At 59.0% G+C, this 14,519-nt stretch carries 16 protein-coding genes; 13 read left to right on the top strand and 3 right to left on the bottom strand.

The annotated features are described in order from the left end of the window. Window positions 1-2 precede the first annotated feature (2 nt). The 13 genes from BLU75_RS04950 to BLU75_RS04885 all read left to right on the top strand — a co-directional run bounded on the left by BLU75_RS04950 (window position 3) and on the right by BLU75_RS04885 (window position 12,522). A complete protein-coding gene (locus tag BLU75_RS04950; protein ID WP_084380680.1) occupies window positions 3-581 on the top strand; it encodes a phage baseplate assembly protein V in 579 nt (192 codons plus the stop codon). Then, window positions 578-922 carry a GPW/gp25 family protein gene (locus tag BLU75_RS04945; protein WP_084380593.1) on the top strand — a complete coding sequence of 115 codons (345 nt, stop codon included), beginning with the start codon at window positions 578-580 and terminating at the stop codon, window positions 920-922. Before BLU75_RS04950 ends, BLU75_RS04945 begins: the two co-directional genes overlap by 4 nt. Next, window positions 919-1,830, top strand: a complete 912-nt coding sequence (locus BLU75_RS04940) for a baseplate assembly protein (RefSeq protein WP_084380595.1) — start codon at window positions 919-921, stop codon at window positions 1,828-1,830. Before BLU75_RS04945 ends, BLU75_RS04940 begins: the two co-directional genes overlap by 4 nt. Further along, window positions 1,830-2,444, top strand: coding sequence for a phage tail protein I (locus BLU75_RS04935; protein WP_090221381.1), 615 nt, complete (start codon window positions 1,830-1,832; stop codon window positions 2,442-2,444). Before BLU75_RS04940 ends, BLU75_RS04935 begins: the two co-directional genes overlap by 1 nt. Then, window positions 2,441-4,252 carry a phage tail protein gene (locus BLU75_RS04930; protein WP_084380599.1) on the top strand — a complete coding sequence of 604 codons (1,812 nt, stop codon included), beginning with the start codon at window positions 2,441-2,443 and terminating at the stop codon, window positions 4,250-4,252. Before BLU75_RS04935 ends, BLU75_RS04930 begins: the two co-directional genes overlap by 4 nt. A 5-nt stretch (window positions 4,253-4,257) precedes the next feature. Next, window positions 4,258-4,659 carry a phage tail assembly chaperone gene (locus tag BLU75_RS04925; protein ID WP_084380601.1) on the top strand — a complete coding sequence of 134 codons (402 nt, stop codon included), beginning with the start codon at window positions 4,258-4,260 and terminating at the stop codon, window positions 4,657-4,659. 113 nt (window positions 4,660-4,772) lie between these two features. Continuing rightward, entirely contained in the window at window positions 4,773-5,942 is a 1,170-nt protein-coding gene (locus BLU75_RS04920; RefSeq protein WP_084380603.1) for a phage tail sheath protein, read from the top strand. 57 nt (window positions 5,943-5,999) lie between these two features. Further along, window positions 6,000-6,515 carry a phage major tail tube protein gene (locus BLU75_RS04915; protein WP_084380605.1) on the top strand — a complete coding sequence of 172 codons (516 nt, stop codon included), beginning with the start codon at window positions 6,000-6,002 and terminating at the stop codon, window positions 6,513-6,515. Between the two features lie 45 nt (window positions 6,516-6,560). Then, entirely contained in the window at window positions 6,561-6,899 is a 339-nt protein-coding gene (locus BLU75_RS04910) for a phage tail assembly protein (protein WP_084380607.1), read from the top strand. Window positions 6,900-6,907: 8 nt separating this feature from the next. Next, a complete protein-coding gene (locus BLU75_RS04905) occupies window positions 6,908-7,027 on the top strand; it encodes a GpE family phage tail protein (RefSeq protein WP_080520579.1) in 120 nt (39 codons plus the stop codon). Then, window positions 7,017-10,808: a phage tail tape measure protein gene (locus tag BLU75_RS27665; protein WP_231982612.1), complete on the top strand. Its 3,792-nt coding sequence runs from the start codon at window positions 7,017-7,019 to the stop codon at window positions 10,806-10,808. The genes BLU75_RS04905 and BLU75_RS27665 overlap by 11 nt, the downstream gene beginning before the upstream one ends. Before the next feature lie 5 nt (window positions 10,809-10,813). Further along, window positions 10,814-11,254, top strand: a complete 441-nt coding sequence (locus BLU75_RS04890; protein WP_084380609.1) for a phage tail protein — start codon at window positions 10,814-10,816, stop codon at window positions 11,252-11,254. Next, window positions 11,251-12,522, top strand: coding sequence for a phage late control D family protein (locus tag BLU75_RS04885; RefSeq protein ID WP_084380610.1), 1,272 nt, complete (start codon window positions 11,251-11,253; stop codon window positions 12,520-12,522). The genes BLU75_RS04890 and BLU75_RS04885 overlap by 4 nt, the downstream gene beginning before the upstream one ends. A 67-nt stretch (window positions 12,523-12,589) precedes the next feature. Here the strand turns inward: BLU75_RS04885 and BLU75_RS04880 are convergent, their stop codons facing one another. The 3 genes from BLU75_RS04880 to BLU75_RS04870 all read right to left on the bottom strand — a co-directional run bounded on the left by BLU75_RS04880 (window position 12,590) and on the right by BLU75_RS04870 (window position 14,499). Further along, window positions 12,590-13,453, bottom strand: a complete 864-nt coding sequence (locus tag BLU75_RS04880; RefSeq protein WP_084380612.1) for a DUF6236 family protein — start codon at window positions 13,451-13,453, stop codon at window positions 12,590-12,592. A gap of 369 nt (window positions 13,454-13,822) precedes the next feature. Continuing rightward, complete coding sequence (locus tag BLU75_RS28230) at window positions 13,823-14,131, bottom strand: DUF2511 domain-containing protein (RefSeq protein ID WP_414860570.1); 309 nt, start codon at window positions 14,129-14,131, stop codon at window positions 13,823-13,825. Window positions 14,132-14,178: 47 nt separating this feature from the next. Next, window positions 14,179-14,499 (bottom strand): helix-turn-helix domain-containing protein, encoded by a 321-nt coding sequence (locus tag BLU75_RS04870; RefSeq protein WP_084380616.1) that lies wholly within the window; start codon window positions 14,497-14,499, stop codon window positions 14,179-14,181. Window positions 14,500-14,519 lie beyond the last annotated feature (20 nt).

The following is a 14,519-nucleotide window of genomic DNA, read 5'->3' as shown; positions in this document are numbered from 1 at the left end:
CCATGAACGATCTAGCCGCCCTCTCCCGTCTGCTCGAAAACCTCATCCGCTTCGGCGTCATCGCCGCCGTGCAGATGGAGCCCCCGCGCGTGAAAGTGAAAACCGGCACGCTGACCACCGCTTGGCTGCCCTGGCTCGCCCAGCGCGCCGGTACCGACCGGGAATGGGACCCGCCCACTGTCAACGAACAAGTGATCTTGTTCAGCCCATCCGGCCAGCTCGCCAATGCCATCGTCGTAACCGGCGTATTCAGCGACCACATCCCCGCCAACGGCAACCGTGCAGGCCTACACCGCCGCACCTACGCCGACGGCACGGTGATCGAGTACGACAGCGTCGCCCATCACCTCAACGCCACCCTGGTCGACGGCGGTACCACCAACCTGATCAGCAAGGGCGGCATCAACCTCGTCGGTGATATCACGCACCAGGGCGACTACACCCAGACCGGCAATCAGAACGTGACCGGCAAGGTCACCGTTTCGATTGACGTGGTTGCGGCCGGCGTCAGCCTGGTCAAGCACCCGCACACCGGTGTGCGAGCCGGCGGCGATCAGTCAGGAGCGCCAGTCCCATCATGAACAGACAGACCGGCGGCGCCCTCGACAACCATGCCCATATCGGCCAATGCGTGACCGACATCCTCACCACCCGGATCGGTACCCGCGTGATGCGCCGCGAATACGGCAGCCTACTCCCCGAGCTGGTGGACCACCCTTTCAACGACGTCACCCGCCTGCGCGTGTACGCGGCCACGGTCATGGCGCTGATGCGCTGGGAAACCCGTATCAGCATCAGCCGCGTGCAATTCACGGGCGCAAACCTGCAAGGCCAAGCGGTTCTGGATTTGGAGGGCAGCGTGGTCGACACCAATGAACCGCTGAGCCTGAGCCTGCCGTTGCAACTGGGAGCCAGTGTATGAACAGCTTCGCCGCCATCGACCTCAGTCAGCTTCCGCCGCCGCAGATCGTCGAGCAGATCGACTTCGAACAGATCCTGGCCGAGCGTAAGGCTTACATGATCAGTCTCTGGCCGGTCGAGGAACAGGCAGAAATTGCCACGCGCCTTGATATGGAATCGGAGCCCTTGACGAAGCTGCTGCAGGAGAACGTCTATCGCGAGACCATTTGGCGTCAGCGGGTCAACGAAGCCTCCCTGGCCAACCTGCTCGCCACCGCTCGCGGCACTGACCTGGAACAGCTGGCTGCCAACTTCAACGTCAAGAAGCTGGTAATTCAGGAAGGTAAGCCCAACGCCGTGCCGCGGGTACCGAAGCTGATGGAGGGTGACGACAGCCTGCGCGAACGGGCGCAAATGGCCTGGGAAGGCTTGAGCACCGCCGGCCCGCGCAACAGTTACATCTTCCATGCTCGAGCAGCTGATGGCCGGGTGGCCGATGCCACCGCGGAAAGCCCATCACCGGCTGTGGCCGTGGTCACCGTGCAGGCGTTGCTCGGCGACGGAACCGCATCCGCCAGCTTGCTCGCAGTCGTTAACACCTACCTGAGCGATGAGGATCGCCGGCCGGTGGCAGATCGCCTGATCGTCCAGGGCGCGCAAATTCTCAACTACCAGGTCAAAGCGAAACTCTACCTGCTCTCCAGCGGCCCGGAGTCGGAGCCGATCCTGGCTGCGGCAGAGCAACGCTTGAAGGCCTACGTCCACCAGCGGCGTCGCCTCGGCATGGAGGTCTCAGAATCCGCCTTGCACGCTGCCTTGCATGTCGAAGGCGTGCGCAAGGTGGAACTGGAAGGCTGGGCGGATATCGTTGCCACCAAAGCCCAGGCGCCCTATTGCACGGCGATCACCATTGCTCGAGGGGCTGAGTGATGAATGCCGACTTGCTACCGGCCAATGCCACCCCGCTGGAGCGCCAGGTGGCGCAGGCCCTCGCGCAGATCCGGCGTGTGCCTATCCCTCTGCGCCAGCTGTGCAATCCAGATACCTGCCCTGCCGAGCTGCTGCCGTACTTGGCCTGGGCGTTTTCGGTCGACCGCTGGGACGGCAAATGGACCGAGGCTGCGAAACGCGCCGCTATTCGCTCCTCCCACTACATCCATTCGCGCAAGGGAACCATCGGCGCACTGCGTCGCGTGGTCGAGCCGCTGGGCTACCTGATCGAGGTGCTGGAGTGGTGGCAGGCCGTGCCATTGGGCGTGCCGGGTACCTTTGCCATCAAGGTCGGCGTACTGGAAACCGGCATCACCGAGGAGATGTACCAGGAACTGACCTGGCTCATCGATGACGCCAGGCCAGTCACCCGCCATCTGACGGGCCTTGCTATTAGCCTGGAGACCACCGGCCACATACAAATCGGCGCCTGCATCACCGACGGCGACGAAATTGATATTTACCCACCAATGCAGCGTGACATCGAGGTCACCGGCTACATCCGTCAGGGTGGCCGTGAACACCAGATCGACACCATGGACATCTACTCATGACAGACGAAAACAGCCAGTTCTTTGCCATCCTCACCGCCGTAGGCAGGGCCAAGCAGGCCAACGCAGATGCCTTGGGCGTCGCCTGGACCTTTGCACAGATGGGCGTGGGCGATGCCAACGACACCGACCCGATCCCCAGCGAGCAGCAGACGCAGTTGATCAATGAGCGTCGACGCGCTCCGCTGAACCAACTGAGGGTGGACCCAGCGAACGCCAACGTCATCATCGCCGAGCAGGTCATCCCGGAAAGCGTCGGCGGCTGGTGGATTCGAGAGGTCGGGCTGTATGACGCTGACGGTGATCTGGTCGCGGTAGCCAACTGCGCACCGAGCTTCAAGCCTCTTTTGTCTCAGGGTTCGGGCCGTACGCAAGTGGTACGGATGAACCTGATCGTCAGCAATACCGCCAACGTTGAACTGAAGATCGATCCCTCGATTGTGTTGGCGACCCGTCAGTACGTTGACTCAAAGATTCTGGAGGAGCTGTACAAGCTTGACACCAAGCAGTCGGTACGGGTTGCTACAACGGCCAACATTGCCTTGGCTGGCCTCCTGAACATTGACGGGGTGACCTTGCTGGCAGGTGACCGGGTGTTGGTGAAGAACCAAACCGCCGCCAAGGACAACGGCATTTACATTGCTGCATCGGGCGCCTGGAAGCGCGCACCGGATGCCGATAGCAACCTTGAGGTCACCTCTGCGTTGCTGCTGTCTGTTGAGCAGGGTACCACTCAGGCAGACACCCGCTGGCAGTTGGTCACAGACGGTGCGATTGTTTTGGGCACCACGGCCCTGACGTTCCAGAACGTGAAACAGGGCTACGCGCCGATTGACTCGCCGGCGTTTAAAGGCACGCCTACAGTCCCAACGCTTGAGCCGACCGATGTCAGTACGAGGGCCGCGAACTCAGCCACAGTACGCGCGATTATGGAGCTTTTCGGCATCGGCGCGTCAGCCTCGAAAAACCCACTCATCACTGACTTCTCGGCAGATATCCTTCCGGGTATCTATCGTGCATTCGCATCAGGTAACGCTGCTGCATCCATAGGGGGGCCGCCAGATACTGGTGATACCTCGATGTCGGTGATTGCGGGAGGTGGTTTCACAAATCCCGGTTACAAGACGTTCATCGCGGTTATTAACTCGTCGGGCGTAACGCGATTATTCGTAGGTAGCAAAATCTTGGTCGGCGCGCAGCCAGTCTGGACAGAAATCACGCAAACCCTACACCTGCCGTTCCGAGGGACGACGAGCTATAAATCTGCGGGTGTGTTCACTTGGGAGGTTCCTGGTGGGGTGAAAAAAGCCTGGGTCACTGTGATCGGCGGTGGTGGCGGCGGCGGACGAGCGGGTTTTGCCGAAAACGGATCGGGCGGAGGAGGTGGCGGTGGTTTCGCGCAAGAACTCGTCGACCTAACAGGCATTACCAGCGTGACGGTAACGGTAGGCGCCGGCGGTGCTGGCGGCGCAACGGACGGCGCCACCGGTGGAGCTGGGGCCGCGTCGTCGTTTGGCTCCTATCTGTCTGCAACCGGGGGGGACGGTGCACAGGGCGGCGCGCCTTATACCTTGAATAATGGACCTGGCGCTGGGGGGCGAGGTTTCGGCGGGGACATCAATACATCTCTCGGCCCTGGTCAGGTAAGTTACGGCACTGTCGGCGGGTGTGGTGGAGGCCCCGGTGGACGCTGCACACAAGGACCATACCCAGGAAACGGTGGTATTGGGCCGGGCGGAGGTGGCTCTGGTGCCGTGTTCGGTAATAACGGCGGCCCTGGTGCTGCCGGCAGCGTAATTATTCAGTGGTGATCAACATGTGGGCAAGAATCGAAAACGGGACTGCGGTCGAACTCACCGACATTGATCCAACTGATCGTTTTCACCCGGAGCTGGTATGGCAGGCCTGTCCTGTAGAAACGCAGCCAGGTTGGACAGTCGTAGAAGGGGCGCTCACTCCACCGCCGGAGGATACCTCTGACCAGCAGGCCGGTGCCGAGCGGCAATGGCGCGATTTGGAGCTGGCTGGAACTGAATGGTTGGTATTGCGCCATCGTGACGAACAGGACCTGGAGTTAACCCCGACACTTGCGCCGGAGCTATTCACAGAATTGCTCTCATATCGCCAGGCGCTCCGGGAGTGGCCGCAGACAACGACCTTCCCTGACGCTGAGTTCAGACCAGTGGCCCCGCCGTGGATTGCTGAGCAGACTCAATGACAGCCTCTCTCCTTTCCCTGTAACACCCTTCCCTACAAGTCCCCGCGCTCGCCCAATCGGCGCGCGCGCGGCAGCCTGTGCACTGTCATTCCATCACAGCGCAGGCACAACCCATGGCCGATTATCTCCACGGTGTGCGGGTCCTCGAACTCAACGACGGCACCCGCCCCATTCGCACTATTCCCACCGCAGTCATCGGCATGGTTTGTACTGCTGAAGATGCGGATCCGCTTGTTTTCCCCCTGGACACGCCCGTCCTGATCACCAACGTGCAGACCGCTGTCGGCAAGGCCGGCGTTCAAGGCACCCTGGCAGCCAGCCTGCAAGGCATCGCAGATCAGACCAAGCCTTACTGCATCGTGGTGCGGGTCAAAGAAGGCGCCGACGAAGCGGCCACCACCAGCGCGCTGATCGGTGGCACTACCCCGACCGGCCAGTACACCGGCATGAAAGCCCTGCTCGCCGCCAAGGCCCGCGTCGGCATGACGCCGCGCATTCTCGGTGTGCCAGGCCTCGACAGCTTGCCGGTTGCCGCCGCCCTGGTCGCCATCGCCAAAGACCTGCGCGCCTTTGCTTATGTCAGTGCCTGGGACTGCAAAACCAAGGAAGAGGTGGTCGCCTACCGCGAAAACTTCGGTGATCGTGAAGTGATGGTGATCTGGCCGGACTTCCTCAACTGGGACACCGTCGCCAACAAGACCGCGACCGCCTCGGCCGTGGCCCGTGCCTTGGGCTTGCGCGCCAAGATCGATCAGGAAACCGGCTGGCACAAAACGCTCTCCAACGTCGCCGTCAGCGGCGTCACCGGCATCAGCGCCGACGTGTTCTGGGATCTGCAAAACCCGGCCACCGACGCCAACTACCTCAACAGCAACGAAGTCACCACCCTGATCAACGCCAACGGCTTCCGCTTCTGGGGCAGTCGGACCTGTAGCGACGATCCGCTGTTCGCCTTCGAAAACTACACCCGCACCGCGCAGATCCTCGCCGACACCATGGCGGAAGCGCACATGTGGGCCATCGACCGCCCGATGCACGCCTCACTGGTGCGTGACCTCGTTGAGGGGGTCAACGCCAAGATGCGCGAGATGAAGTCCCAAGGCTATCTGATCGGCGGCAGCTGCTGGTATCCGGACGACATCAACACCAAGGACACCCTCAAGGCCGGCAAGCTATGGGTGGATTACGACTACACCCCCGTGCCGCCCCTGGAGGATCTGACCTTCCGCCAGCGAATCACCGACCGCTACCTGATCGACTTCGCCAAAGGCATCAACAGCTAAACCGGGCCTCCCCGCGAGGGGAGTTCACCCTGCCCCTGAATCCCGGAGAACACCGCCATGGCTATGCCTCGCAAACTCAAGAACCTCAACCTGTTTAATGACGGTAACAGTTACCTCGGCGTGGCGAAGTCCGTCACCCTTCCAAATCTCGCCCGCAAGATGGAAGCCTATCGCGGCGGCGGCATGAATGGACCGGTCAAGGCTGACCTGGGCTTTTCCGACGATGGCATCCAGTTCGAATGGAAAACCGGCGGCATCGATCTGATCTCGCTGCGCCAGTTCGGCAGTGTCAATGCCTCGGGCGTGGCCCTGCGCTTCTCTGGCCCCTACCAGCAGGACGACACGGGCGAAATCAGCAACGTGGAAGTGGTCGTGCGTGGCCGGCACGAAACCATCGAGATGGGCGATGCCCAGCCCGGCGAAGACACCGAACACTCCATGACCACCACCTGCAGCTATTACAAGCTGACCGTCGACGGCGAAGAGATCATCGAAATCGATCTGCTCAACTTCGTCGAGAAGATCAACGGCGTGGACATGCTCGAGCAACAGCGCACCGCCATGGGCATCTGACCAGCCAACCCAACATCACCACCCTAACGATCTGGAGCTTTTTTCATGACCACCAAAGCAGCCACCGAACAGCCTGACGTACAACCACTGGCCGACGACAACACCGTCACCCTCGACACCCCGATCCGTCGCGGCACCACCACCATCGACAGCATCACCCTGCGCAAACCAGCCTCGGGCGAACTGCGCGGTGTGAGCCTGGTGGAACTGCTGCAAATGGACGTCGCCAGCCTCATCAAGGTGGTGCCACGCATCAGCAGCCCGAGCCTCACCGCCATTGAAGTCGCCGGCATGGACCCGGCCGATCTGCTGGCGCTCAGCAGCAAGATCTCCGGTTTTTTGTTGCAGAAGTCGGCGAAGACGGACGCATCCCTCGTTGCGTAGAGGACGCCATGGCCGACTTGGCCGTGGTTTTTCACTGGGCTCCGGCTGATATGGATCAGCTGGGCCTGCAAGATCTAATGGACTGGCGCGAGCGTGCCAGGGTGCGGAGTTCCACCGATGGCGAATGATCTGAGACTGCAGGTGCTGCTCAGCGCCATCGACAAGGCCACAGGTCCGCTGAAGCAAATCACGGGCGGTAGCAAAGAGACCGCCCGCGCACTCAAGGCCGCCCGCGACCGCCTCAAAGAACTCAACACTCAGCAGCGCGACGTCAGTGCCTGGCGTGAGCTGCAAGCGGCTACCCGCGCCACCTCCGATGCACTGGGCGCCAACAACACCAAGATCGGCGAACTGTCCCGCATCACCGCCAAGGTCCGACAGCAACTCGCGCCGACACAGGCGCTTTTCGAAAAGTCGCGGCACAAGGTCGACGCCCTCAAAACCAGCCAGCACGAACTCAAGCTTGAACTCACCGGTGCGCGCAACGCCCTTGGTTTGCTGGGAGACGAGCATCGTAAAGCCGGCAAACAGGTCGCGGCGCTGAATGCAGTTATGCAGAAGGGCAACACCCTTACCCACGAACAGCACGCTGAATACACACGCCTCACAGCGGCCCAACGCGAGCGCAAGACGCAGCTGGACCAGCTGGCGGCCAAGGAAAAGACCCTGGCCGACCGCTTCACCCTGAATAACGCACAGCTGCGCACCAGCCGCGCAGGCCATGCCGGCCTACGAGAGGAAATCCGCCGACTGGAAACTCCTTTCAAAGCGCAACTGGCGCAGTTGAAGCAGCACAGCGCCGAGTCGAAGCGCCTGGGCGAGCAGTACGGCCAGCAGAAAGGCAAACTCGCCAGCCTGAGCGCGCAGCTCAAGAGCGCCGGCATCAATACCAATGCCCTGGGCGCATCGGAATTGAAGCTCAAGCGCGATATGGACAGCGCCACACGGGCCATGAAGACCCAAATGGACAGGCTGGATGCCCTGAAACGCAAACAGGAGAGTCTCGCCAAGGTCCGTGGGGCTTACGACCAGGGCAAGCAGTTCGCCGGCAGCGCCGCGGTCGCAGGCGGTTCCAGCTTAGGCGTGGCCTACGCGGCAAGTCGGCCAGTCATCGGTGTGGTCAGGGACTATGTCGATTTCGAGAGCGCCATGTTGGGCGTCGCCAAACAAGTCGACGGCGCGCGTGATGACAACGGCAAGCTCACCAGCACCTATTACGAATTTGCCGACGCTATCAAAGCGGCCAGTAACGAAATGCCCATCGCCACGACCGAGTTCGCCGCCTTGGTTGAGGCGCAAGCTCGGGCCGGTATACAGGGCAAGGAAAATCTTTTGACCATGGCGAAGGTCTCGGCCACTGCGGCTGTAGCCTTCGACTTACCTGCCGGACAAGTCGGCGAAGATATGGGCCGGATTGCCGGGCTATACAAGGTGCCGATCAAGAACATCGCCGAATTGGGCGACGCGCTCAACTATCTCGACGACAACACCCGCTCCAAGGGGGGCGACATCATCGAGACGCTGACCCGTATGAGCGACGTGGCCGACAAGCTCGACTACCGCAAGGCGGCGGCACTGGGCAGCACGTTCCTGTCGCTGGGCTCCGCACCTGAGGTCGCCGCCAGCGCTTCGCGGGCGATGGTGCGAGAGCTGGCTATCGCTACGATGCAGGGCAAGAAGTTTCAGGAAGGCATGGCGATGGTGGGTCTTGACTCCAAGGCGGTGCAGACAGGTATGACGAAGGACGCGATGGGCACAATCATGGGGGTCCTTGAGCGCATCAAAAAACTGTCACCCGAGCAGCGGACAGAAGCCTCAACCCGCTTGTTCGGCAAGGAGTTCGGCAAAGACGCCAGCAAACTGGTCAACAACTTGGAGGAGCTGCGTCAGCAGCTCAAGTTGGTGGATGACGCTGGTGCCACGGGCTCGATGCAGAAAGAAATGGACGTCCGCGCCAATGCTATCGAAGGCCGTTGGCAGGTTTTGCAGAACAAGTTGTTCAATACCAAAAGCGGTGCGGGGGAGTCCGTGCGAGCAACCATGGTCGATGTCATGGATGCCCTCGGCAATGGGCTGGACAAGGTCAACGGGTGGGTAAAGGCTAACCCGGTCCTGACCGCGTCCTTGCTGAAAATCGTCGCCTCTGTAGTGATATTGTCAGCGGTGTTCGGTGGGCTAGCTCTCACAATTGCAGGCATTCTTGGGCCGTTTCTGTTCCTTCGTTTCGGCCTGGCAATGCTTGGCATACGCCTGCCCGGTATCATCGGTATCTTCAAGGTGTTCGGCACAGTCCTGCGAACCTTGGGAGGGATTCTGATTGGTCCGGTCGTTACCGCACTGCGTACGGTCAGCATCGCCTTGTGGGGACTCGCAGCAAACCCCGTCGTCCTGGCTATCGCAGCCGTTGTCGCCGTGCTCGCAGGCGCTGCCTATCTGATCTATAGAAACTGGGATGCTGTAAAGGCCTACTTCACTGATGCCTGGGCCGAGATCACGGCTGGCTTCCAAGGTGGATTCGGCGGGATCCTCAAGACGCTGACGAATTTCAGCCCGCTGGGCTTGATCTACCAGGCCTTTACCGGGGTATTGAGCTACCTGGGTATCAAGCTGCCAAGCCGCGTTACCGATTTGGGTCGAGCGATCATCAACGGGCTGATCAACGGAATCTCCGCAGGGTATGAATCGATCAAAACAGCCCTAGCCCCTGTCGTCCATGCGCTATCAAGCGGGGCCACCCTTCTTTACCAAAGCTGGGACGCAGTGAAGAATTATTTCTCCCGCTCCTGGGCAGAAATAAAGACCGACTTCAGTGGTGGAGTCGGCGGAATTCTCAAGGCACTGATGAATTTCAGCCCGCTGGGCTTGATCTACCAGGCCTTTTCCGGAGTACTGAGTTATCTGGGGATCAAGCTGCCAAGCCGCTTTACCGAGTTTGGCCGGATGATTATCAACGGACTGATCAACGGAATCTCCTCAGGGTATGAATCAATCAAAACAGCCCTAGCCCCTGTCGCTCAGGCGCTATCAAGCGGTGCCAATCTCCTCTACCAAGGTTGGGATGCAGTGAAGGATTACTTCTCCCGCTCCTGGGCAGAAATAAAGACAGACTTCAGTGGTGGAGTCGGCGGGATCCTCAAGGCGCTGATGAATTTCAGCCCGCTCGGCTTGATCTACCAGGCCTTCGCCGGCGTACTCAGCTATCTGGGCGTGGATTTGCCAAGCCGCTTTACTGAGTTCGGGGGCATGATCGTCAACGGCCTGGTCAACGGTTTGAAAGCTGGCCTCGGTGCCGTCAAAAGCGCTATCGGTTCAATCGGCGATTCCAGCATTGGTTGGTTCAAGGAAAAGCTCGGCATTCACAGTCCGTCGCGTGTTTTTGCGCAGCTGGGCGGTTTCACCATGGCGGGCCTGGCCCAAGGGCTGGAAGGTGGCGAGAAAGGTCCACTGAAAGCGCTGACACAGATCAGCGAAAACCTGACTGCCGCCGGAGGAGTAACACTCAGTGTCCCCGCTGCTCCTGTCCTACCTGCAGGAGTTGAAGACGCCCGCAAGCACACTCAGCAACTGCCGCGATTGTCCCTGGAGCCTGTCGCGCGGGCAGCGAAGCCAACACTGCCCATAAATGACGGACTGCTGAACCTGATAGACCTCGGCAAGCAGATCGCGACGGCCGGTGCTCTCGCGGTGGGCGCGTTTAGCCTCCCGGCACTGGCGGTCGATGATCGGCCACCCATCGCCAGTGCCCCCGTACAAGTGGTGCACGACAGCCATGACGTCTACCAGATCAACATCCCGGCCACACCAGGGATAGACGCCCAAACCATTGCCCGCGCTGTACGGACTGAACTTGCCCGCATCGAAAGCGAGAAGAAAGCCCGCAACCGCAGCAAGTTATCTGACTTGGATTAATCGCCATGATGCTCAGCCTCGGCATGTTCGTATTCAGCCTCTCGACACTCGCGTACCAGGAACTGCAACGCCAAACCGAATGGCGCCATGCAAGCAACAGCCGCGTCGGCGCCGCTCCGGCTCGGCAGTTTGTCGGGCGCGGCGACGACACCATCACCCTACCCGGCGTCATCCTCCCGGAGCTGGCCGGCAGCGCCCTTAGCCTCGACGCTCTGCGGCTGATGGCGAACACCGGCAAGGCCTGGCCGATGGTCGAAGGCAGCGGCCGCATCTACGGCTTGTGGATTATCGATGGTCTGAGCGAAACCAAAACGCTGTTCTTCCGTGACGGCACGCCTCGGCGTATTGAATTCACGGTCAACCTCAAGCGCATCGATGACGACCGGATCGATCTGCTCGGCGCCGGTACCAGCGCAGGCGTCAACATTTTGAGGGCGCTGCTGTGATTGATGCTGCCCTGTCCAAGGTTACCGGCTACGTCGAAGACCTGGTCGAACGCTACCGCCGCGATGCGGCCTACCCGGTGCCGGCGTTTCGTATCACGGTCGATGGCAACGACATCGCCCAATTGATCAGCCCACGACTGATGAGCCTGGAGCTGACCGACAATCGCGGGATCGAGGCCGACCAGCTCAGCATCACCCTCAGCGACCACGATGGGCTGCTGGCGATCCCGCCCAAAGGCGCGACCATCCGACTGTGGCTGGGTTGGAGTGATACAGGCCTGGTGGACAAAGGCACCTACACCGTCGATGAAACCGAACACAGCGGCGCGCCGGATGTATTGAGCATCCGCGCCCGCTCGGCGGACCTTCGCAAAGGCCTGAAGACCAAGCGCGAGCGCAGCTGGAGCAACACCACCCTCGGAGATGTTCTGGGCGATATCGCCCTGGGCAACGGCCTCACCGCCACCATCGCCGGCGCCCTGGACGGATTGCCCATTCTTCAGCTGGACCAGGCCAACGAATCCGACGCCAACCTGATCAGCCGCGTAGGGGAAGAGTTCGACGCGGTGGTCACCGTCAAGGCCGGCTGCCTGCTATGCCTGCCGGCGGGCGGCGGCAAGACAGCCACCGGCGCCGAGCTGCCGCATATCACCCTCACTCGCGCCGACGGCGACCAACATCGCTACCTGCAAGCTGATCGCGACAGCTATGACGGTGTGCGCGCCTATTTCTACGATGTGAACAGTGCAAAGAAACAGGAGGCCATCGCCGGCGGCGGTGAAAACCTCAAAGACTTGCGCCACACGTTCAGCGACCGCCAGTCCGCCCTGCGCGCAGCCCGGGCAGAATTCAATCGCCTGCAACGTGGCAGCGCGACGCTCAGCTACACCCTCGCCCGGGGTCGGCCGGACCTCATTCCCGAACTGACCTACACGCTTCAGGGCGTTAAGCCGGAGATCGACGAGATCATCTGGTACGGCGGAAACGTGCAGCACACCCTCAGCCCGGACAATGGATACACCGTCAGCCTGGAGCTGGAGAGCAAGCTGCCCGAGGATACGGTTGAGGGGCTGGCCGAGGAAAACAAAGGCAATTACACCGGGATCATCGCGTACTACCGCGACAAGAATACTGGGAAGGAAAAGACTGTGACGGCGGGGGATCAGAGCAAGCCAAAGCGGTTGCGGTGGTTGTATGCTGGTGAGAGAACCGCGAAGCGAGCAGTTGAGCGAGAATGGCTTAGAATGGAAAATAGCCTCAACGGATGAGGTAATAAAATAGCCAAAGCCTGAATTAAACTTTGGCAACTAAACAGCAACCAGAACCTTGCACGGATCAGCCCATAATAATTTTTTCCGCATGCGCATGAGAAAGGTATGACAACTTATTTTCTTTTTGAGATGCCTGAATAGCTGTTGAATGTCCTGATTTAATGCTGAGCATACTTATAAAAGGAGCAGCAAGCGTACCAACTGGAGCTGTAAACATATTACTAAAAAAATCGAACGCAGCACCTGCCGCAAACGCGCTTGCGATTTTACCACCATCCAAATTAAAATTTACTGAGAAGTCGAATTTCGATGTAACGCTCCACCTCTCGGAAGAAACTGCATTCAGATCAGAAATAGCCTTCTTTAAATCAACCACAGCTTTTTTTGCCGAAAGATCTTGATCTGGAGATTTAAGTACCTCCAAGTAGAGACTGTCAATAGCATCATGTAGAATGTGCAATTCATCTGCGCGCCGTTCTTTGAAGTCCAGAATATCAGGAACTAATACAGTCCCCAACGGCACTGGCAAAGCATTGATCAGCTCAAATCTCAGAGATCTCTTTTGGTCCACTGCCACGCCTGGTAGAATCAACTTATCACCTACTTGATGCAAAACCCAATCCACATCACTATTAGACTCGATAAGACTCTTCGCTGTATCTACCTGAATCTTTGACAAATGGGACGGAAGATCCTCTGAGTTTATACTCTCGTTAAAAATAACACGAGGACGCTCGATCAGACCACAATCCACGAGCATTGCCTCGTCATGCACTCGAACATTCATAATATTATTCGTGGGCAATACTACACGATCCCAGTACAACGCATAAAAGCTTACCTCCTCAACGCTAACGCCCCGTTCAAGCGTAAAACCATCACGAAGGGCACTTATTACATGCGCGCTAGCTACCACACCTCTTTTCATAGCAACTCCTTATTAAATAATCGAGACTGAACACGTAAACGATGAAGAGTAGAGTCCCGGCATAAAGCCGGGAGATTTTTATTTGGTAGACAGTAGTACGTTTAGAAATCGTATTATATCGTTCTGACTTACATCATCGAGGAATCTGAATAACTGCACGACCATTCTCTCGCGCTCATTCAGCTCATCCAATGCGATTAAATCCGATTGTTTGGGATCTATCTCGTTCATCACTGACATGTGTCACTCCATTCAACACGCTCGGGCGCCCGGCACCAACATCGGTACCAACCAAAGCCCCCGGGGAGTGAGTCATTCTCAGCATGTTTATGTGTGCCACCAGCCGCTTGATGAATAATTTATTGCAAATTACGCCTCACCGCAGAGCGCCTGAGCACGCTGGACAATATCACTGTAGTCCATTTTGATAGACGGTATCGTAGGATTGGGTTTCGTGATGTCCTGGCCGTCCGACCAACCGCGATCTTTTGCCTGACTCCGTGCACTCCCGCTCAATGCGTAGACGGTCCCATCCGACGTCCGGGCCAACGCCTTAGGCGACGGTCCAAAGCACAACAGGTCAACGCTATCGACCGTAAACGGCCAAGCGTCTCCGTAGTCCTTACTCGAAACCTCCTCAGTCCTTTCCTTGGCACCGCACACACCCGAAGCGAGCATTGCCAGCATCACTACCGATAACGTCATCCTTTTCATGTCAAAACTCCTTATCTGTTAACTGTAAAAGCCCTGAGAAGGCGCATCACCGCCCCCTTATCCTCATCGCCCAGGTTGCGTACGTGCTTCACGATTTCTAAGTCATCGTTCGACAGCTGATTTTCGCCCATAGACAAGCGTTGGCCGGTCACCACATAGAGAACATCCACACCCAATCCCTCAACAGCAGCCAAATACTTGGCGTCCGGTGTCCCGGCGCCCTTTTCGTAATTGATTTGGGTGGTTTTACCGACGCCACCAGCAGCGCCTAAATCAGTCTGGCTAAGTCCCAAGCGCGACCTTTCTTCCTTCAGTCGCTCGCCAATGGTCATATTTTTTGAACCTCAAGCAT

The organism is Pseudomonas mucidolens (genome assembly GCF_900106045.1).
Classification (GTDB): domain Bacteria; phylum Pseudomonadota; class Gammaproteobacteria; order Pseudomonadales; family Pseudomonadaceae; genus Aquipseudomonas; species Aquipseudomonas mucidolens.
Note: the sequence above shows the minus strand (reverse complement) of the source record. Positions and strands in the feature narration are given on the sequence as shown.